Here is a 19504-nt window from a genome sequence, read left to right as displayed (position 1 = left end):
ACCGTTGTCAATTAATTGACAACGGTATTATTTATAAGTATAGTTTATTTATGAAATAAAAAGAAGGTGTTTTAATATGCAGAATGTATTTGATGCGGCGAAAAAATTACCATCGCCGTGCTATATAATATACGAAGAATTGTTGGAAAAAAATTTACAAATATTGGCAGAGGTGCAAAGAAAAGCAAATTGTAAAATACTTTTAGCGCAAAAAGCTTTTTCTATGTATTATTTTTATCCATTAATTAGTAAATATTTGTCGGGAGCAACGGCCAGTGGTATCTATGAAGCACGTTTGACACATGAGTATATGCAGGGAGGAGAAAATCATATTTTTTCACCAGCGTATAGCGAAGTGGATTTTCCCGAAATTGTCAAAATTTGTAATCATATTGTTTTTAATTCATTTGCTCAATGGGATAAATTTAAAGAACAGGCACTAAAACAAAAATGCCAATGTGGATTGCGGATTAATCCAGAATTTTCTACGCAGGATCATGTTATTTATGATCCCTGTGCTCCAGGGTCGCGTTTGGGAATAACTTTGGATAAATTTACTGGACAGGATCTAGAAGGTATAAGCGGACTGCATTTTCATACTTTATGTGAGCAGGGTGCTGAGGATTTAGCAGCAACACTAAAAGTGATTGAAGAAAAATTCGGTAAATATTTATATAAAATGAAATGGCTTAATTTTGGCGGCGGGCACTTAATAACCCGGCAAGGGTACAATATTAATTTATTGATAGATTTAATAAAAAAAATGCAGCAAAAATATGATGTTGAAATTTATTTAGAACCAGGTGAAGCAGTAGCTCTTGATGCTGGTTTTTTGAGTAGTAGTGTTTTAGAGATAGCTGTTAATGGTCAGCAAAATGTTATACTGGATACATCAGCAGCCTGCCATATGCCCGATGTAATAGAGATGCCCTATCGTCCTAATGTTATAGAGGGCTTTATGCCGAAAGAAGAAAAATATACCTATACCTTTGGCGGACCAACATGCTTAGCTGGTGATATTATTGGTGAATATTCTTTTGCGGAGCCATTAAAGATAGGTGATAAAATTATATTTTGTGATATGGCAATTTATTCTATGGTAAAAAATAATACCTTTAATGGTATGCCGCTGCCCGCAATAGCAGCAGTTGGCAAAGATGGAAAAATAACAATTGTGAAACGATTTAATTATGACGATTTTAAAATGCGATTATCATAAATATTATATAAAATATGGATTTATGATAGCAGTAATCTGTATAATGAATTTTTATCATACTGCTATGGCTGGGGCACAGGTCGAGCTGCCGCAAATGGCAGCGCCCGTGCTGGAAACTCCACAACTGCCCGCAATTCCAATGCCTAAAATGCCTGAAATTAAATTGATTGATACTGATAAAATTTCACAGGAAATAGAAGAACATGCCCGTATAAAACAGTCAGAAGAAAAAAAACAGACAAATGATCACGATACTGATAAGAGTGACAGCAAGAATGATAGTAAAAAATCACAGGCATATGATAAAATCCGGGATAATAAATATATAAAACGTGATAATAATAATGATGATAAAAAAGAAACAGTTGATGCAAAAAAACAGCAGGTAAGTGCAGCACTGCCGGAGACTGAGCAGGCACAAACAGATAAAAAAAATCAGCAGCCTGATGCTGCTGGTAATGTATCAGCTAAAGATTTATTGCAGTCACATTTTTTAGCGGTGATGTTTTATATTTTTGCTAAAACCTCATTAGCAGCAATAATTTTATGGACCGTATTTTTATTTGTAAATAAAAGAAAGTCAGCTGTTATAGAAACAATTGTATTTTTTGTTATAAATATAATTGGCAGTATGCTGTATTTTTCATTTGTAGCTAAAATGGAAAACGGTGTTTGGCATTTTGCCGGACAGGCGGTATTAGCCAGGGAGTTTGGACTTATAATAGGAGCTTTTGCCGGCTGCATGCTGTTTATGGCGGGATTAATAAGTGCAGCTATGGTACTATGGCCTAAAAATAATAAACTTTAGAGGAGAAATATAATGAGTAAAATTCCTAAAAATTTATCAGATAAAGATATGTTTAAAGATTATAAAGAAGAAAAAAAAGAAAAATCCCTGTTTGATATTGCCCGCGAATTTGATAAGAACAATACAGCAGCAGGTAAAAAAAATAACAACAATATTAAAGACAGCTATATTGATGCAAAACTTGCTGTTGATTTGGAAAAAGAATTGCTTAAACTAAAGCTTGATTTATACAAAGAGGGTATTGTTGATTATCAAATTAAGGTAAAGCGGGAAGATAATAAAATAATATTAGTACCAATGGTTAAAAAACACAAATAATTAGTCAAGCCGATTTTGGTTTCTGCCAATTTATATGAATGTATTTATTTTGTTTTATAATGGGTTTAATACAGGCTGAAATGGCCGCATAACGTGCTAATACCCGTAAATCTTTTGCTTTGATAATGTGGCTGTAACCGAGATGTTTCATAATGTTAACCTCCATTAAATAAAAAAAATATTTAGTTTTCTTAAAAAATAAAATTCAGATTTCTTTACACACATAATACACTAAAAAAAATATTTTGACAAGAATTATTTTCAATTTTATAAATCATTATATTTTTACAGGTTGATTTTTCCGAACAAATTAGGTATACTAAATAAAAACTGGAGGTTTAGATTATGACTGAGTTTGCTGAACGACTACGAAAATATATGATGGCAGCAGAGATAAGCCAAACAAAATTATCACGACTGACGGGGATAAATAAATCATCTATTTGTGAGTATTTATCAGGCAGTTATGAACCAAAACAGCAAAATGTTTTAAAGATTGCTGCAGCACTTAATATACCACCAGAATATTTTTGGGGAATGAACCTGCTCGATAAAGCTAAAAAGGATGTTAACGAAAAGGTAAAAAAGATTCCATTGATTGGCAGTATTGCCGCGGGCAGGCCAATATTGGCTGTTCAGGATTTTGACGAATATATACCATGTGACAGTTCTTTAAAAGCAGATTTTTGTCTGCGTATTTCAGGGGACAGCATGATAAATGCCCGTATATATGATGGTGATATAGTTTTTATTCATGAACAATCCGATGTTAACGATGGTGAAATAGCTGCCGTACTGGTCGATGATAGTGCTACACTTAAACGTGTTTATAAATATGGAAATATGGTACAGCTGCGCGCAGAAAATCCTAAATATAAACCTATGGAGTTTGATCGGAAAACCTGCAGTGATATACGAATTTTGGGTAAGGCCGTAGCATTATTGGGAAACGTTATATAAAATAATTATTTGGAAGACGATAAAATGAAAAGTAATGAAAAAGCATTTAAACAAGCAGTGAATGCCTGTATCTGCAATGTTAAAGCAGCTTTAGCCATATGTCGTAAAAATTCACTTAATACCAATGCAGCAGCATTAGCATATGTTTGTCAGGCACATAATTGTGCTAAACAAGTGCAATTATTGGCAGTAATAACAGGCGATAATAATTATAAGGATTTTTATAATTATTTTATTCGCTTCAATAGAAGTTTTATGCAGGCGGCCAGTAATAATATGCCGCAAACAGAAGCGTGCGGGCAATATGAACTATTAATACAACAATATGAGAAGCTCAGTTTTTCAGACTGATAGAAAGAAGCCAGAACCGTAAGGTTGTGGCTTTTTTGCTAGAAATATGCAGTAATTGTGTTTGAGAAAAGTAATGTTTTTGGGTATAATATTATATAGAATATTATTATACTGCTGGGGGGCTTTTTATGATTAGATGCCCATATTGTGCTAAATATATCAATGAAGATGATGAGTTTTGCCGTTTTTGCGGACAGTCCTTACAAGAAAAAAAATTAGTTTGTCCAGTGTGTGGTGAACATTTGAATTTAACGATGCAGACCTGCCCAAGCTGTGGACAAGAATTAAAATCTTTATTGTTGGTGGATAAACATCTTAAATATCAAAGAGCTGTAAGACGAAAGATAATGATTTTTTCTTTGATTTTTATATTATTGGCAGCGGGAATTACTTCATATGTTTTTTTTCGGCAAAGGGAGCTGAACAATTATAATCTGCAAGTTAGTTATTATATCCAAACCGTAAATAATACCAATAAAATATTAGCGGCAATGTTTATAAAAGATAAGAATTTAACACCGGAAGAATGTAGAAAACAGCTGCAAATACAGGCGAAAAATATTGATGAAATAAATAAGAAAAATGCAGCATTATTAGTACCACAGGAATACAATAAACTTGCTGCAGATATGAAGCAGTTACTAATAAATGAAAACAATCTTATACAACAATTATTGACTATTGTTAATACGCCAGTAAAAAATTCAATTGATGCTGATGCCAATAAAGTTAAAAATAACATTAAAGAGATAAAGCGTTTGGCAGCAACAATTGCAGTTGCAGAACAAAAAATTACTATTGATAATAATTTTTTGGCAATCAATGATAATGTGCTGGCGTGGGTAAAAAAATTACGAAATGATTATGAACAAAATAATAAACAATTTACTAATATGGCACAATTTTTAGCAGCAATAGAAACTGATGTACAGGAATATGAAATAATAAAAGAAAGATTGCCGGATATTTTAAGTAATTTGCGTAAAGGCGGCTATACTTGGGCCGAGTATTTTTCTGAGCTTGATAAAGCCGAGGCTAAACGTACTGAATTGCAGGGAGCAGTTGATAATATTACGGCTAATGTTCCAGAAGGAGCGGTTTTGCGGCAGTCACTTCATAATGTTTTAAGTATTTCGCTGCAGTACGTGCGTGCAGCAAGGCAGGCAGCGCGTATTGAATTTGAAGATAATGACTATAAAGAGGCCAAACCATATTATGATAAGGCCGAGATTATTCATCAGCGCGAAGAAGATGTTTATAAAAGTTTTATAAAACAATATGATGACGAAAAAAAGAATCAGGAAAAATTGCAAATTCTAGTAAAATAGGCAAAATATAATTAGGATACGATGATTAATGATATAAATAGATAGGGAGATAACTGTGCAGGAAAAATTAACTAAGCGGGAAAATAAAAAAATACAGTCCAAAAAAAGTATTATTGAAGCGGCTACTAAATTATTTATAGAAAAAGGTATGGCTGAGACTTCTATTGCCGACATAATGAAGGAAGCTAAGCTGGGGTTAGGGACATTTTATAATTATTTTGAATCGAAGGAAACGCTGTTAAAAGAATTGCTCAACCAAATCGCTAAACAGATAAAAGAATCTTTTATGGCGATATCACAGACGTCAGCTGACTATACTAAAATATTAGAAACAGTAATACTAGAAACGGCAAATTTACTTGATAAAAATCGTTTTGTTTTACCATTATTTATTAAGGCTGCTGATAAAAGTGCACAGCCTAAAGATATGGAACACAATAATAAAACAGCACCACTGTTTAAAAATGTTTTTTACGGCATAATAAAAAAAGGTCAGGAAAACAATGAGTTTCGTGATGATATCCCAGCGGAAATTATTACGGAAATGTTTCATTCTATTTTTCAGGCTGCGGCGTTTAGCAGCTTGGAAATTCCCTTTTGTGAAAATGTTGATTATAAGGTAAAGCTCATAATTGATGGTTTGCAAAAGAAATAATGGGTCTAGGTAAATACTAGTGGGTAAAACACAAAAAGACAGGCATAACGCCTGTCTTTTTGTGTTTTGCAGTATTAAATTATTTATGTGAAGTTAAGGGCTTTTTCAATATAGCAAGAATTAACATACTAACAGCTGAACCAATGATGATAGCTGCTAAATATAGTAAAGGATTGCCAATAGTTGGAACTACGAAGATGCCGCCATGCGGTGCACGCAGTGTGCAGTCAAAAGCCATGGATAATGCACCAGCTGTAGCTGAGCCAACAATACAGGACGGAATTACACGTAATGGATCACTGGCGGCAAAAGGAATAGCGCCTTCAGTAATAAATGATAACCCCATTACATAGTTGGTAATACCGGATTTTCTTTCACTGGCCGTGAAGCGGTTTTTAAAGAAAGTGGTGCATAAAGCAATTGCTAATGGTGGTACCATACCACCGGCCATAACAGCAGCCATAATACCAAATTCGCCGTTAGCCAGCATACCAGTACCGATTACATAAGCAGCCTTATTTACCGGACCGCCCATATCTACGGACATCATGCCGCCAAATATTGCACCGACTAATACACGGCTGCTTGTGTCCATATGTTTTAAAGTATCAACTAGCCAAGCATTAATGCCGGCAACAGGTGGATTTATTATAAAATGAATAACTATACCAATAAGAAGGACACCAAATAATGGATAAATAAGAATACTTTTTATACCCTCGAGTGATTGTGGTAAAAATGCAAATACTTTTTTTAAGCCGATAATTATATAACCAGCAGCAAAACCAGCAATAAGTGCACCAAGAAAGCCTGAACCACCAGCATTGGCTAAAGCACCACCAACAAAACCAGCAACAAGACCAGGTCTGTCAGCAATACTCATGGCGATAAATCCGGCAAGAATTGGAAGCATAAAACCAAAGGATGCACCACCGACCTGCATGAAGAAAGCCGCTAAAGGAGTATTAGAACCAAATTTAGAAGGGTTAGCCGGATTAAAGGTATCAAATAAAAATGCTAGTGCTATTAAAATACCGCCGCCGACAACGAAAGGCAGCATATGGGAAACGCCGTTCATAAGATGCTTGTAGATTTGACGGCCTACGCTTTCACTTTCATTATCAATAGTCTCGCCGGAACTGTCGGCATCATGTTCATAAATTGGAGCTTTGCCACTCATGGCTGTATCTAAAAGTTCATCAGCTTTATTGATGCCGTTGGCAACTTTGGTTATGACGACAGGGCGTCCATTAAATCTGGCCATTGGGACATTTTTATCAGCGGCCACAATAATGCATTTTGCTGCTGCAATTTCTTCGGCTGTTAATTTATTTTTAGTTCCTTCTGAGCCATTCGTTTCTACTTTTATGGTGATATTTCTTTTCTTGGCATGCTGTTCTAAGCTTTCTGCTGCCATGAAAGTATGGGCGATACCAGTAGGACAGGCTGTTACAGCTAAAACTTCATAGCCGCGGGCTGCAGCTTTTTCTGTTTCGGTCGCTGCGGGAGCAAATCTGTCGGCTTCTTTATCATCAATAAGTTTTAAAAATTCTTCAATGCTCTCAGCTGCGATTAAGCTTTCCTTAAAATCACTGTCCATAAGCATGGTAGCCAAAGCACTGAGCATTTGTAAATGTTCATCATTATTGGAATCGGGGGCAGCAATCAAAAAGAATAAGTGGGCTGGATTACCATCCATTGATTCAAAGTCCATACCGTCTTTTACTACCATAGCAGCAAGTCCGGCACTTTTGACAGCGGAACTTTTGGCGTGAGGGGTAGCAATACCGTCGCCTAAGCCTGTAGTACCAGAAGCTTCTCTATCCAGAACAGCTTTTTTATAAAGTTCCTTGTCAGACAGATTACCAGTGCTGTCCATTAAGTCTACCAGCATGCTTATAGCATTATTTTTATCAGCTGGTTTGGCATTAAGCATAATGCCGTCTTTTTTTAATAAGTCAGTGATATGCATAATCGATCTCCTTTTAAATAATGATATCCTTTAGTAAATTATCTATTTCAGGTTTGGTGGCGAGATTTTCGGAAAAAGCAGAAGCCGAACCTGACGCCACTCCCATGCGAAAAGCTTCTTTATAATCATTGGTATTGATATAACCAGCAACAAATCCAGCTACCATGGAATCACCAGCACCAACAGAATTTATTAGAATTCCTTTAGGCGCAGGGCACTGCATATAGTCACCTTTTTCAGTCAGTAATATAGCACCATCACCACCGCGTGAAATCAAGATATTGCGGGCACCTTTTTCCTGTAATAATTTGGCGTGTTCTACAAGTTCTTCAACGGTGGTTAGTTCTTTACCGAAAATACCGCTTAGTTCATGATTATTTGGTTTAATTAAAAATGGGTGGTAACTTAATACATTAACAAGCAATTTCCCTTCAGCGTCAACAATAACATTTATCTTTTTGTCAGATAAGTGCTTTAATATTTTTTCATAAATATCATTCGGCAAAGTGTTGGGAATGCTGCCAGCCAAAACAAGATAATCACCATCTTGTAGAGTACTTAATTTCTCAAACAATGCATTAAGTGCATTGGTGCTGATATCAGGACCTTGACCGTTGATCTCGGTTTCATTATCAGCCTTTATTTTTACATTAATGCGGGTATTGCCTTCATTTAAATGGATGAAATCACAATGACAATGAAAAATATCAGTTAATTGTCGTTCAATTTCTTTGCCGGTAAAACCAGCAGTAAAGCCTAAAGCGGTACTATCCATACTTAAATTTTTAAGAACAATCGATACATTTATTCCTTTGCCGCCGCAAAGAAAATTTTCATAATTTAAGCGATTAATAGTCCCGGATTGGAAAGAATCAAGACGGGCTATATAATCCAAAGAAGGATTAAAGGTTACAGTGTAAATCATTGGACGAACTCCTTTTAAAATAATGGTCAAAAAAATTCGAAATAATATAAATATTACTCAGCAACAATAATATTATATTTCATATATGATGCATCAGGTTTTTTATCAGTGATAATAGTTGCTGCTGAAAGCGGCGCAAAAGTAACAGGTGTTATTTTGCCGAATTTAGAACTGTCTGCCAGGATGTAAGCTTTTTGACAGTGGTTAATGGCAGTTTCTTTCACTAAAGCTTCTTCAGTGGTTGGGGTTGTAAATCCAGCTTTCAAACTTATGCCATTCGTACCTAAAAAACCAATGGTGAAATTATAGCGCTTTAAATTAGCAATGGCCATAGCACCCACTGTTGCATAAGTAACAGATTTCATATTGCCGCCTATGATTATTGATTTAAAGCCGCGGCTTATCAGCTGGGTAGCATGTGAAACATCATTGGTAATATATACAGCATTTTTTTCATGAATGTGCTTTACTAAAAAATCAGTACTAGTACCGGCATCAATGTAAACAACATCGTTAGGCTTTATCAGATTAGCAGCAGTGATTGAGATTGATTGTTTTTGTTTAATATTAATGGATTGACGTGTTTCAACCTTATCTTCTGTTGTTAAATAATTTTCGCAGGACATTGCACCACCAAAAATTTTAACCAATATACCTTTTTTATCAAGGGCAGTTATATCGCGGCGTATTGTTGCTTCAGATGCATCAAGCATTTGAGCTAAATCAATAACACTTACGGAATGGCGTTGACTTAAAATCTGCAGGATTTTGTTTTGACGTTGTGCAGCTAACATAGCAAATTCCTCTTTTTGATTTAATTATATCCATAAAGACAATCAAAGTCAATCAAAAATAATCAATAAAACACATAAGTTGAAATGTTAACAAAATTTAATCATACTATAAAGTGTTACAGCTATACAAAACACTGGAAATGTTGTATAATTAATATGTAAATTTAATAGCCTTTTATACCTGCTAAACGTTAGATGAGGTGATTTGATGGCGATAAGACAAGTTGTAGTAGACCGAAGGGATAGTGCGATCTATCGAAATGTATTAAAAAGAGGAGGGTTTATTTCGGCTAGTTATTTGTCAATCAATGGATTTGACGCTACACGGTTAAAGAAAATGGCTTTGCAGGGTAGGCTTGACGCAGTGCGCTGTGCGATTGGTAAATCAGTTCGCTGGTATTATCAGGAAAATCAGGCTGAGCTGGCGCATTTAAAAGGTGAAGTATAGAGAAAAAAATATGGCTGCTATTTATAGGTCGGGATATGCCGGCCTTTTTTTATTTTACCATTTATGAATATATATGTTATAATAATGAAGTATTTTAATTAAATTTGTATATTTGTGGTGTTTGATATGAATGAAAATCAGAAGACTGCTCAGCATTGGCAAGATGCTTTAAGCTGGATGCAGGCTTATATGAAGTCTTTTTATAGTGATAATGAAGAGATTCAAAAAGCAATATTGATAAAGGAAGAACATACAAAAAAAGTTGTTAATTTGTCAGAAAAATTGGCAGAACATCTTAAACTAGATATGCATGATGAATTTTTAATTAAATTTATTGGTCTTTTTCATGATATTGGCAGGTTTAAGCAATATACGCTTTATAAAACTTTTAATGATGGCAAGTCGGTAAATCATGCTGCATTGGGATTGGAAATATTACAGGAAATACCTATAATGCAAAAATTATCATCAGATGATTGTGAGCTTGTTAATTTTGCAATTGGTAATCATAATGCCAAGCAAATAGAAGCTGCAACTGACCCGCGTAAGATAGCTTTTGCTAAAATGATTCGAGATATTGATAAGCTTGATATATTTCGTGTCTTAAAACCATATCTTACTTATGATGATATAGAACCGTGCAGTTTAGATTTTATTGAACAGTTTAAGGCTGGCGGTCAATGTGATTATCAAAAAATGCGTACGCAAAATGACCGTAAATTAGTTCGTTTGCTATGGATTTATGATTTGAATTATTCGTGGACACTGCAGCAGATATTGCAGAAAAATTATATTGAAGAAATAATTAAAAGTTTGCCACAGACAAATGATATGCAACAGGGCTTTTCTATTTTGTATAAATATATTAAGAAGAAAGCTGCGCAGCAGGATATTGTTTTTTCTTAATATAAATATTTATACAGCGTAAAATCCATATGAGAGTTGTTAGCTTTTTTATGGTTATAAATACAATATTGTCATAAGACTCATTTAGAGAGAAAATATATATAATGTGTTTTTATGTCGAAAATTAAAATTAATGAGGGATAGTCAATGCCAGACAATGTAAAACTTTTATCTAATTTTATTCATAATATTATTGATGAAGATTTAAAAGAAGGAAAATATGCCGAAGGAATTCATACTAGATTTCCGCCAGAGCCTAATGGATATTTGCATATTGGACATGCAAAATCAATATGTATAAACTTTGGTACAGCCCAAAAATATAGTGGCTTATGCAATCTTCGTTTTGATGATACTAATCCGACAAAAGAAGATGTGGAATATGTGGATTCGATACAAGAAGATGTAAAATGGCTTGGTTTTACATGGCAGGATAGAAAATTTTATGCGTCGGATTATTTTGATCAATTATATGGATTTGCCGTAAAACTGATCGAAAACGGCAAAGCCTATGTTTGTGATTTAACGGCAGATGAAATTCGCCAATATCGTGGAACATTAACTGAAACTGGTAAGGAAAGCCCATATCGCAACCGTACAGTGGAAGAAAATTTAACATTGTTTGCTCAGATGAAAAATGGTGATTTTGCTGATGGAACAAGAGTTTTGCGGGCTAAGATAGATATGAGCTCACCCAATATAACAATGCGGGATCCAGTCATATACCGAATAGCACATATTCATCATCATCGTACCGGTGATAAATGGTGTATTTATCCAATGTATGATTTTGCCCATCCATTATCTGATGCTATTGAAAATATAACTCATTCGATATGTACTTTGGAATTTGAAGAACATCGTCCGCTATATAATTGGCTGCTTGAGTCATTAGGATTTGATATAATGACAAGACCAAAACAGATAGAATTTGCCCGACTGAATATTACTAATACAGTTATGAGTAAAAGAAAATTACGTCAGTTGGTTGAGGGGAAATATGTTTCTGGCTGGGATGATCCGCGTATGCCGACTATTTCAGGATTCCGTCGTCGTGGTTATACGCCTGAATCAATCCGTGATTTTTGTGAACAAATCGGTGTAGCAAAAAGCAATAGCCTTGTCGATGTGGCTATGCTGGAACATTGTGTACGGGAAGATTTAAATGAAAAAGCCGATAGAGTTATGGCGGTGCTTAAGCCGTTAAAGGTAGTCATTACCAATTATCCTGATGATCAGTGTGAATACTTATTGGCAGATAATCAGCCAAATTCCGATAATCACCGTTATGTACCGTTTACCAAAGAGCTGTATATTGAACAGACTGATTTTATGGAAGAGGCACCAAAAAAATTCTTCCGCTTAAAACCTGGTGGGGAAGTACGTTTAAAGCATGGCTATATAATAAAATGCACTGATGTTATAAAAGATGATGCGGGTAATATTACTGAGATACATTGCACTTATGATCCAGATTCCAAGACTGGCGGAGCAACAGCCGGCCGTAAAATTAAAGGGACGCTGCACTGGGTTAGTGCTCAGGAATGCCTGACAGCACAGGTGCGCTTATACGATTATTTATTACGTGAGGATGAAGATCCGGAAAAAGATTTTATTGCTAATTTAAATCCTAATTCTTTAATCACCATAGATGATTGTAAGATTGAACCGTCGGTAGCTTGGGCGGCAGTCGGTACAAAATATCAATTTTTGCGTCAGGGCTATTTTTGTATTGATAAAGACACACAAAAAGATCATTTAGTCTTTAATCGTATAGTGGGATTGCGCGATAGCTGGGCTAAAATGGCTAAAAAATAAGTGCTTTGCAGACAATTAATAAATTAATTATTATTACCCAAAACACTATGATGATAGTCATAGTATGCATACTCAATTATTAAAATACCGCCATGACACTATGGTAAAAATCAAACAGGGAAGGTGTAGGAATGTTAGAAACAAAAGCTATACTCGCTATAGTGATTTTTGTTTGTATTTATGTGTTAATTATTTCTGAAAAAATACAAAGAACGGTTATTGCTTTATTTGGCGCAATGATTATGATTTTATTGGGAATAATAACCCAGGATCAGGCGATCCATCATATCGATTTTAATACGATTGGATTACTGACCGGTATGATGATAATTGTCAATATAACAGCAGAAACGGGTTTGTTTAATTATTTGGCGATATGGGCCGTTAAAAAGGTAAAGGCTAATCCCATAAAGTTATTATTGGCTCTTGCCACTTTAACGGCAGTTTGTTCGGCCTTTTTGGATAATGTCACAACGGTTTTACTTACTGTGCCAATAACTTTTAGTATTACTTCGCAGCTGGAATTACCAGTTTATCCTTACTTGGTAGCGCAAATTTTATCTTCTAATATCGGTGGTACAGCAACGCTGATTGGGGATCCACCGAATATTATGATTGGCAGTGCTGTAAAACAGCTTGATTTTATAACTTTTTTAGATAATTTAGGTGTTGTTTGCACGATTATTTTTATTATTACTATGGCACTTATGATATTTATTTATCGCAAGCAGTTACATACTTCTAATGAGCTCAAGGCCAAAATTATGAGTCTCGATGAAAAAGCACAATTAAAGAGTCCGCGTTTGATGAAAAAATGTTTATTTGTTTTGGCGATAACAGTGGCTGGCTTTACGATTCATGGTGATTTAGGACTGGAGTCAGCGACGATAGCCATGAGCGGTGCATGTTTGCTGATGCTTATAAGTATGAGTGGCAGAGAAAAGATTATTGCCCGAGTGTTGAGTAACTTGGAATGGCTGGCTATTTTCTTCTTCGCTGGATTATTTATACTTGTAGGCGGTTTGGTGGAAACAGGTGTCATAAAAATGGCGGCAGAAAAGGTTATGAGCCTTACGCAGGGGAATTTACCGCTGACAACAATGCTGGTGCTATGGGTAAGTGCAATAGCTTCATCATTTGTTGATAACATACCGTTTGTTGCTACGATGATACCGATGATTAAAGATATGGGTTCGATGGGAATAACTAATCTTGAGCCCTTATGGTGGGCATTATCGCTAGGTGCTTGCCTGGGGGGGAATGGTACTATTGTTGGAGCCAGTGCCAATGTAATAGTCATTGGCATGGCGGCGCAGCATGGCAGGCCGATTAAATTTTTGGAATTTATGAAAATAGCATTTCCGATGATGATATTATCAATAATAATAAGCAGCCTGTTCTTATTTATTGTATATTTATGATATGGCAAGAAACTGTCACACTTTTAATAGGTGTGGCAGTTTTTTTATAAAAAAAATCAGGGTAAGCATTTTGTGCTTTCCCTGATTTAAAGCTGAAAGAATTAATTATCAGATATTACTTTTTTCCACGGAATCAAATATATCAGTTATTTCTTTGGCCGGGACTTTATCGATTATGCTTACAACATAAATTGCCAGCAATGAGAAAATAAACCCAGGAACGATTTCGTAAAGTCCCCAAATAGCAAAATGCTTCCAAACAATAACAGTTATACCCCCGACTAAAATGCCCGCTATTACACCGAGATTGGTGGTGCGGCGCCAAAATAATGCAGCCAGCAGTGCTGGACCGAAAGAAGCGCCAAAACCAGCCCAGGCATAAGACACCATATCTAAGATAAGACTCTGTGGATTCATACCGACAAAAACGGCAATAGAGGCAATTATAATTACAGAAAGACGACCGACCCATACAAGTTCTTTGGGATTAGTCGGTTTACGAATTACTGTTTTATAAAAGTCCTGCGCGAAGGCAGAAGCGGCAACTAACAACTGGGAGGAAGCAGTGCTCATAATAGCGGCTAAAACTGCCGATAGAATAAGACCGGCTATAAAAGGCGGGAAAATATCATTGGTAAGTACTAAAAAAACAGTTTCAGTAGCGCTGCCGTTTAAGGTTGAGGTCAGGAAAATTTTGCCGACCATACCGACAAGCACGGAAGCACTTAAGGAAATAATTACCCAGGTCATGGCGATATGAGAAGCTTGTTTTAACTCCGAAGAAGCTTTTATCGCCATAAAGCGAACGAGAATATGCGGCTGACCAAAATAGCCAAGTCCCCAGCCTAATAATGAAATTATTTCAATAAATCCCATATGAGTATTGTCGGGTTTTATAAAAGGATTAAAGACATGCGGTGTCATTAACTGCATTGCTGAAAAACTATTGGTAAAGCCGCCTAACATCAGCATGGCAAAAACCGGAACGATGATAATAGCGATGAACATCATAACGCCCTGGATAAAATCAGTCCAGCATACGGCTAGAAATCCACCGGCAAAGGTATAAAAGACGATAACAAATGCACCTAAAAATAATGCATATTCGTAAGGTATATTGAATACCGTATGGAAGAGCTTGCCGCCGGCAACAAAACCGGAGGAGGTATAAATAATGAAAAAGATGAGGATAAAAATGGCAGAAATGATGCGCAGGGCATCGTTTTTGTTATGAAAACGATTTTGGAAAAAGTCTGGTAAGGTTAGGGAATTGTTAGCCAGTTCCGTATACTTTCTAAGCCGTTTGGCAACAAATGCCCAATTGGCCCAAGTGCCTAAGGCTAGTCCTAAGGCAATCCATATGGCGTTTAACCCGGCAACATAGGCAAATCCAGGCAGCCCCATCAGCATCCAGCCACTCATATCGGAAGCTTCTGCACTCATGGAAGTAACCCATGGTCCAAGTTTTCGTCCGCCTAGGATATAATCAGACATATTATGGGTGCGATGGTAATAATAGGCACCGATAAACATCATCAATAAGAGATAACAGGCAAACGCTAAAATAATAGCAATGTTATTGAACAAAGAATCAACTCCTAATAAAATATATGAATGTAAACTTATCAATAATATTATGTATTTTGGCAGCATTATAAAATAGGTGAGATATTTGTTTTTTAATATAGATGAAATGATACCATAAATCTAAAATTTATTTATAAGCAATGTAGTAATTATATAATTTTTTTTACTTGCATTGCAACCTAAAAAAATATTATCTAGGCATGAAATCTTTTTATTAAAAGGAAAAACCATCGTTTTAAAAGAAAAAACATTAAAAAACACAAACTTTTACTGAAAAATGTTGACAAAAATACCAAAAAGTACTATCCTGTAATAAATCAATACAGCCTAGGCAAAGAAGCCTTGTTAAAGTGTTTACTTTAACAGGGCTTTTTTTCGTTGGGCAATTTGATAACTGCATTTATACATTTTTTTATGCAGACAATAAAGACGGGAAAGGATGATTTTTATGAAAAAATTTAGTTTGGCACTTACTGCACTGACGTTTATGGCAGTTACTGCTCCAACGGCTTTTGCGGCTGCACAGGGGACGGCAAAATATGTTTCGGCAGATACTACCTGGACATTGATTGGTGCATTTCTTGTTTTTGTTATGCAGCCGGGGTTTGCCATGGTAGAAACAGGACTAACCAGAGCTAAAAATGCTGCTAATATCGTAATGAAAAATTTTATGGATTTTAGTATTGGCAGTGTGGTTTTCTGGGTTGTGGGTTTTAGCTTGATGTTTGGCAATGATATATCAGGCATCATTGGCGCACCGGATTTTTTCTTAAGCAATTATACTGGTGGGGATGCACCTTATCCAGCACTGACTTATTTAATTTTCCAGACAGTTTTCTGCGCAACAGCAGCAACAATTGTTTCTGGAGCAATGGCTGAACGTACAAAATTTTCGGCGTATTGCGTATACAGCTTAGTAATCAGTGCTGTTATTTATCCAATATCTGGTCACTGGGCTTGGGGTGGCGGCTGGCTTTCTACTTTAGCTGTACCGTATCATGATTTTGCTGGTTCTTCCGTAGTTCATATGGTTGGTGGTGTTGCAGCACTGATTGGTGCATCGCTGTTAGGGCCGCGTATTGGTAAATATAATGCGGATGGAACACCTAATGCTATTTTAGGCCATAGCATGCCGCTGGCTGCTTTAGGTGTGTTTATATTATGGTTTGGCTGGTTTGGCTTTAATGGTGGGTCGACAGTAAGTGCTACTGGAGATGCCACTTTATTATCAATAAGTAATATATATGTAACGACTAACTTAGCAGCAGCAGTTGCTGCCTGTACGGTTATGATACTGACATGGGTACGCTATGGTAAACCAGATGTATCTATGACTTTAAATGGTGGTTTAGCTGGTCTGGTTGGGATAACTGCCGGCTGTGATGCAGTAAATCCTTTTGGCGCCTTTGCTATAGGCCTTATCTGCGGGATTGCCGTGGTATTTTCAGTGGAATTTTTTGATAAGATTGCCAAAATTGATGATCCGGTTGGGGCAATATCTGTCCATGGTGTCTGTGGCGCCTTAGGAACTATCTTAACCGGCATATTTGCTGTAGATGGTGGATTGTTATATGGCGGCGGAACAGCAATGCTGGTAACTCAGATAATTGGTGTTGCAGCTATTGCTGTATATGTAGCTGTAGCGATGTTTATAATCTTTAAAATCATTGATGCTGTTATCGGTCTTCGTGTCAGCAAAGAAGAAGAAATTGAAGGTCTTGATATTCGTGAACATGGTCTTGTGACAGCTTATGCCGGTTTTGGTTTTGAAAGAACAGGAGCTGCTAATATTACTGGTGCACCAATTAATATTCCATTATCGGTAGTGGAACACGATAATGAAGTGCCGGTTGAACACAAACCAGCAGTTACAACTTCTGATGGTCATAAATTAACCAAAATATCCATTGTGACATCAGAAGAACGTTTTGAATTATTAAAAGATGCGCTGGAACAGTTAGGGATAACTGGTATGACAGTAACCAAGGTAATGGGCTTTGGCATACAAAAAGGCCATAAGGAACTTTACCGTGGTGCAACAATCAAATCGCAGCTTTTACCTAAAGTAAAAATAGACTTAATTGTTTCGGCAATACCAGTTGATTTGATTATAAAAACAGCCAAAGATATTTTGTATACGGGTAAATATGGCGATGGTAAGATATTTGTTTATGATGTGGAAAATGTTTTAAAGATACGTACAGGTGAAGAAGGCTATGCTGCATTGCAGGATAAGCCTATAGAATAAAATTGTAAGTTGAAAATTCCCTTATAATAGATGAGGTGTTTCTTATTAGTTTATGTCTGCTGAAACATTTCATACTATTAGGGGAATTTTTTCTTACATGTTATAAAAATGAAAAGAGACGAAAATAGAAGAAAATCAGAGATTTTATCTGTAAAATGAAATAAATATAAAATACTTAAAAAAAATCGATAAAAGTATTGACACTTTTGTTGATTTTAAGTATAATGTTTTTTGTTGGCAACAACAAATATATGAAATTCCTTGATAGCTCAGTTGGTAGAGCAATCGGCTGTTAACCGATCGGTCGTAGGTTCGAGTCCTACTCAAGGAGCCAATTATATTCCTTGATAGCTCAGTTGGTAGAGCAATCGGCTGTTAACCGATCGGTCGTAGGTTCGAGTCCTACTCAAGGAGCCAATTATATTCCTCGATAGCTCAGTTGGTAGAGCAATCGGCTGTTAACCGATCGGTCGTAGGTTCGAGTCCTACTCGAGGAGCCAAAACGGGCCTCTAGCTCAGTTGGTTAGAGCCACCGGCTCATAACCGGTTGGTCGCAGGTTCGAGTCCTGCGGGGCCCACCAACCTGAACATAAATGCAAAGCATATGCTTTGCATTTTTTTGTTGTGCAGGGATTTGCTCTTTTTAACGATAACTGTTATAATACTTAACAAATAATAATTATTATAATTAGCTAGCGGTAACATAAATAAATTTTATTGTTTAACGATGAGAAAATTGTGTCTGAGGGGATAATTGAATTATTGTTAGTAAATATAAACTGATTTATGAGTTGTTTTATATGGATTATAATATATAGGAGGTTTTTACTATCAACTTTAAACAGATAGAAAAAGAAGATAAAGCGGTATTTGATTCGTACTTTAAAGCAAGATACTATGAGAATTCTCATTTTAATTTTACTAATCTTTTAATGTGGCGCAAACCGTATAATATGATGTGGTGTGTTGAAGACGACGTTTTGTTTTTGAAGGCACAATGGGAAACTGATGAATTTGCCATGCAGCCCTTCGGTCCGGCTGACAAAATGCAATTGGCAATAAAAAAATGGCTGGCATATTTTAAAGAGATAAATAAACCGCTTATTTTTTATGGCATAGAAGAATCGATGGCTGAAGAATTAAAAAAATATCCTGATGCTGAATTTACAATTATTGAGGATGAGGATAATTTTGATTATGTATATAATAGTGAGGATTTAATAAAGTTAGGCGGCAGAAAATTTCATTCCAAAAAAAATCATTTGAATAATTTCCATAAAAATTACCCTACGGCTGAATACGTTCCTATTTGTGAAGATATAATAACACTGTGCAAATTGACTGTTAATGGCTGGTATAAGACGCGCAGCCAGGACCTGCCGGATGATCCGTTTATTGCGGAAGAAAGAAATGCGATAATTGAGGTACTTAATAATTTTTCTGAGCTTAATCTAAAGGGCGGAGCAATAATGGATGGTAAACGTGTGTTGGCGTTTACGTTCGGTGAGCAGCTAAATGACGATACAGCTGTAATCCATGTAGAAAAGGCTGACCCTGATATTAATGGAGCCTATACCTTTATAAACCAAGCATTTGTTATGCATGAATGGGCGGATATGAAATTTATAAATCGCGAGGAAGATATGGGGATTGAGGGGCTGCGAAAGTCAAAAAAATCATATCGACCAGTGAAGATGATAAAAAAATATTTGGCAGAGATAAAATAAATATTATTAAAGCTGATGC

18 protein-coding genes and 4 tRNA genes are annotated in these 19504 nt (G+C 35.9%); 17 read left to right on the top strand and 5 right to left on the bottom strand.

Translation table 11 applies throughout. From position 1 onward, the window contains the following. The first annotated feature begins 76 nt into the window (after nt 1-76). The 3 genes from nspC to HNR32_RS04895 are packed head-to-tail and all read left to right on the top strand — an operon-like array spanning nt 77 to nt 2345. The gene (gene nspC, locus HNR32_RS04905; protein WP_183860253.1) at nt 77-1219 is read left to right on the top strand and encodes a carboxynorspermidine decarboxylase; all 1143 of its coding nucleotides are present in this window, start codon (nt 77-79) and stop codon (nt 1217-1219) included. Beyond that, the gene (locus HNR32_RS04900) at nt 1191-2027 is read left to right on the top strand and encodes a hypothetical protein (protein WP_183860251.1); all 837 of its coding nucleotides are present in this window, start codon (nt 1191-1193) and stop codon (nt 2025-2027) included. The genes nspC and HNR32_RS04900 overlap by 29 nt, the downstream gene beginning before the upstream one ends. 12 nt (nt 2028-2039) lie before the next feature. Next, nucleotides 2040-2345, top strand: a complete 306-nt coding sequence (locus HNR32_RS04895) for a hypothetical protein (protein ID WP_183860249.1) — start codon at nt 2040-2042, stop codon at nt 2343-2345. A gap of 4 nt (nt 2346-2349) precedes the next feature. Here the strand turns inward: HNR32_RS04895 and HNR32_RS04890 are convergent, their stop codons facing one another. Next, nucleotides 2350-2496, bottom strand: coding sequence for a hypothetical protein (locus HNR32_RS04890; RefSeq protein ID WP_183860247.1), 147 nt, complete (start codon nt 2494-2496; stop codon nt 2350-2352). Nucleotides 2497-2690: 194 nt separating this feature from the next. Here HNR32_RS04890 and lexA point away from each other — a divergent pair, with 194 nt between their 5' ends. The 4 genes from lexA to HNR32_RS04870 all read left to right on the top strand — a co-directional run bounded on the left by lexA (nt 2691) and on the right by HNR32_RS04870 (nt 5639). Continuing rightward, nucleotides 2691-3305 carry a transcriptional repressor LexA gene (gene lexA / locus HNR32_RS04885; RefSeq protein WP_183860245.1) on the top strand — a complete coding sequence of 205 codons (615 nt, stop codon included), beginning with the start codon at nt 2691-2693 and terminating at the stop codon, nt 3303-3305. 24 nt (nt 3306-3329) lie between these two features. Beyond that, complete coding sequence (locus tag HNR32_RS04880; RefSeq protein WP_183860243.1) at nt 3330-3656, top strand: hypothetical protein; 327 nt, start codon at nt 3330-3332, stop codon at nt 3654-3656. A 128-nt stretch (nt 3657-3784) separates the two neighbouring features. Beyond that, nucleotides 3785-4984 carry a zinc ribbon domain-containing protein gene (locus tag HNR32_RS04875; RefSeq protein WP_183860241.1) on the top strand — a complete coding sequence of 400 codons (1200 nt, stop codon included), beginning with the start codon at nt 3785-3787 and terminating at the stop codon, nt 4982-4984. Nucleotides 4985-5039: 55 nt separating this feature from the next. Then, nucleotides 5040-5639, top strand: coding sequence for a TetR/AcrR family transcriptional regulator (locus tag HNR32_RS04870; protein WP_183860239.1), 600 nt, complete (start codon nt 5040-5042; stop codon nt 5637-5639). Between the two features lie 79 nt (nt 5640-5718). Here HNR32_RS04870 and HNR32_RS04865 read toward each other — a convergent pair whose 3' ends face one another. From HNR32_RS04865 to HNR32_RS04855, 3 genes are read right to left on the bottom strand one after another with little or no spacing between them, the layout of a single operon-like run. Continuing rightward, on the bottom strand, nt 5719-7611 hold the full coding sequence (locus tag HNR32_RS04865) for a PTS fructose transporter subunit IIABC (protein ID WP_183860237.1): 1893 nt from the start codon (nt 7609-7611) through the stop codon (nt 5719-5721). 13 nt (nt 7612-7624) lie between these two features. Then, nucleotides 7625-8536 carry a 1-phosphofructokinase gene (gene pfkB, locus HNR32_RS04860; RefSeq protein ID WP_183860235.1) on the bottom strand — a complete coding sequence of 304 codons (912 nt, stop codon included), beginning with the start codon at nt 8534-8536 and terminating at the stop codon, nt 7625-7627. A 53-nt stretch (nt 8537-8589) separates the two neighbouring features. Further along, nucleotides 8590-9330, bottom strand: a complete 741-nt coding sequence (locus HNR32_RS04855; RefSeq protein WP_183860233.1) for a DeoR/GlpR family DNA-binding transcription regulator — start codon at nt 9328-9330, stop codon at nt 8590-8592. A gap of 208 nt (nt 9331-9538) precedes the next feature. Here HNR32_RS04855 and HNR32_RS04850 point away from each other — a divergent pair, with 208 nt between their 5' ends. From HNR32_RS04850 to HNR32_RS04835, 4 genes are all read left to right on the top strand, one after another. Then, on the top strand, nt 9539-9778 hold the full coding sequence (locus HNR32_RS04850) for a hypothetical protein (protein ID WP_183860231.1): 240 nt from the start codon (nt 9539-9541) through the stop codon (nt 9776-9778). Nucleotides 9779-9904: 126 nt separating this feature from the next. Then, a complete protein-coding gene (locus HNR32_RS04845) occupies nt 9905-10684 on the top strand; it encodes an HD domain-containing protein (protein WP_183860229.1) in 780 nt (259 codons plus the stop codon). A 147-nt stretch (nt 10685-10831) separates the two neighbouring features. Continuing rightward, nucleotides 10832-12502 carry a glutamine--tRNA ligase/YqeY domain fusion protein gene (locus tag HNR32_RS04840; protein WP_183860227.1) on the top strand — a complete coding sequence of 557 codons (1671 nt, stop codon included), beginning with the start codon at nt 10832-10834 and terminating at the stop codon, nt 12500-12502. A 131-nt stretch (nt 12503-12633) separates the two neighbouring features. Beyond that, a complete protein-coding gene (locus HNR32_RS04835) occupies nt 12634-13923 on the top strand; it encodes an ArsB/NhaD family transporter (RefSeq protein ID WP_183860225.1) in 1290 nt (429 codons plus the stop codon). Between the two features lie 108 nt (nt 13924-14031). On the opposite strand, the gene putP is transcribed toward HNR32_RS04835, so the two are convergent. Further along, on the bottom strand, nt 14032-15510 hold the full coding sequence (putP, locus tag HNR32_RS04830) for a sodium/proline symporter PutP (protein ID WP_183860223.1): 1479 nt from the start codon (nt 15508-15510) through the stop codon (nt 14032-14034). 448 nt (nt 15511-15958) lie between these two features. Between putP and HNR32_RS04825 the strand changes: the two genes are divergently transcribed. The 6 genes from HNR32_RS04825 (at nt 15959) to HNR32_RS04800 (ending at nt 19485) form a co-directional block, all read left to right on the top strand. Further along, nucleotides 15959-17758 carry an ammonium transporter gene (locus HNR32_RS04825; RefSeq protein ID WP_231038153.1) on the top strand — a complete coding sequence of 600 codons (1800 nt, stop codon included), beginning with the start codon at nt 15959-15961 and terminating at the stop codon, nt 17756-17758. Nucleotides 17759-18016: 258 nt separating this feature from the next. Then, nucleotides 18017-18092 (top strand) — tRNA-Asn (locus HNR32_RS04820). 7 nt (nt 18093-18099) lie between these two features. After that, nucleotides 18100-18175 (top strand) — tRNA-Asn (locus HNR32_RS04815). A 7-nt stretch (nt 18176-18182) separates the two neighbouring features. Further along, nucleotides 18183-18258 (top strand) — tRNA-Asn (locus tag HNR32_RS04810). A gap of 4 nt (nt 18259-18262) precedes the next feature. Then, nucleotides 18263-18339: transfer RNA gene (locus HNR32_RS04805), tRNA-Ile, on the top strand. A gap of 249 nt (nt 18340-18588) precedes the next feature. Next, a complete protein-coding gene (locus HNR32_RS04800) occupies nt 18589-19485 on the top strand; it encodes a DUF2156 domain-containing protein (protein WP_183860315.1) in 897 nt (298 codons plus the stop codon). The last annotated feature ends 19 nt before the right edge of the window (nt 19486-19504 follow it).

It is taken from the genome of Pectinatus brassicae, from assembly GCF_014201835.1.
Classification (GTDB): domain Bacteria; phylum Bacillota; class Negativicutes; order Selenomonadales; family Selenomonadaceae; genus Pectinatus; species Pectinatus brassicae.
This window is presented reverse-complemented; position numbering and strand designations above follow the sequence as displayed.

What these genes read in the sequence shown, in the direction of transcription:
- nspC (WP_183860253.1), top strand. Translation starts at nt 77, where the DNA reads ATGCAGAATGTATTTGATGCGGCGAAAAAATTACCATCGCCGTGCTAT.
- HNR32_RS04900 (WP_183860251.1), top strand. Translation starts at nt 1,191, where the DNA reads ATGACGATTTTAAAATGCGATTATCATAAATATTATATAAAATATGGA.
- HNR32_RS04895 (WP_183860249.1), top strand. Translation starts at nt 2,040, where the DNA reads ATGAGTAAAATTCCTAAAAATTTATCAGATAAAGATATGTTTAAAGAT.
- HNR32_RS04890 (WP_183860247.1), bottom strand. Translation starts at nt 2,496, where the DNA reads ATGAAACATCTCGGTTACAGCCACATTATCAAAGCAAAAGATTTACGG.
- lexA (WP_183860245.1), top strand. Translation starts at nt 2,691, where the DNA reads ATGACTGAGTTTGCTGAACGACTACGAAAATATATGATGGCAGCAGAG.
- HNR32_RS04880 (WP_183860243.1), top strand. Translation starts at nt 3,330, where the DNA reads ATGAAAAGTAATGAAAAAGCATTTAAACAAGCAGTGAATGCCTGTATC.
- HNR32_RS04875 (WP_183860241.1), top strand. Translation starts at nt 3,785, where the DNA reads ATGATTAGATGCCCATATTGTGCTAAATATATCAATGAAGATGATGAG.
- HNR32_RS04865 (WP_183860237.1), bottom strand. Translation starts at nt 7,611, where the DNA reads ATGCATATCACTGACTTATTAAAAAAAGACGGCATTATGCTTAATGCC.
- pfkB (WP_183860235.1), bottom strand. Translation starts at nt 8,536, where the DNA reads ATGATTTACACTGTAACCTTTAATCCTTCTTTGGATTATATAGCCCGT.
- HNR32_RS04855 (WP_183860233.1), bottom strand. Translation starts at nt 9,330, where the DNA reads ATGTTAGCTGCACAACGTCAAAACAAAATCCTGCAGATTTTAAGTCAA.
- HNR32_RS04850 (WP_183860231.1), top strand. Translation starts at nt 9,539, where the DNA reads ATGGCGATAAGACAAGTTGTAGTAGACCGAAGGGATAGTGCGATCTAT.
- HNR32_RS04845 (WP_183860229.1), top strand. Translation starts at nt 9,905, where the DNA reads ATGAATGAAAATCAGAAGACTGCTCAGCATTGGCAAGATGCTTTAAGC.
- HNR32_RS04840 (WP_183860227.1), top strand. Translation starts at nt 10,832, where the DNA reads ATGCCAGACAATGTAAAACTTTTATCTAATTTTATTCATAATATTATT.
- HNR32_RS04835 (WP_183860225.1), top strand. Translation starts at nt 12,634, where the DNA reads ATGTTAGAAACAAAAGCTATACTCGCTATAGTGATTTTTGTTTGTATT.
- HNR32_RS04825 (WP_231038153.1), top strand. Translation starts at nt 15,959, where the DNA reads ATGAAAAAATTTAGTTTGGCACTTACTGCACTGACGTTTATGGCAGTT.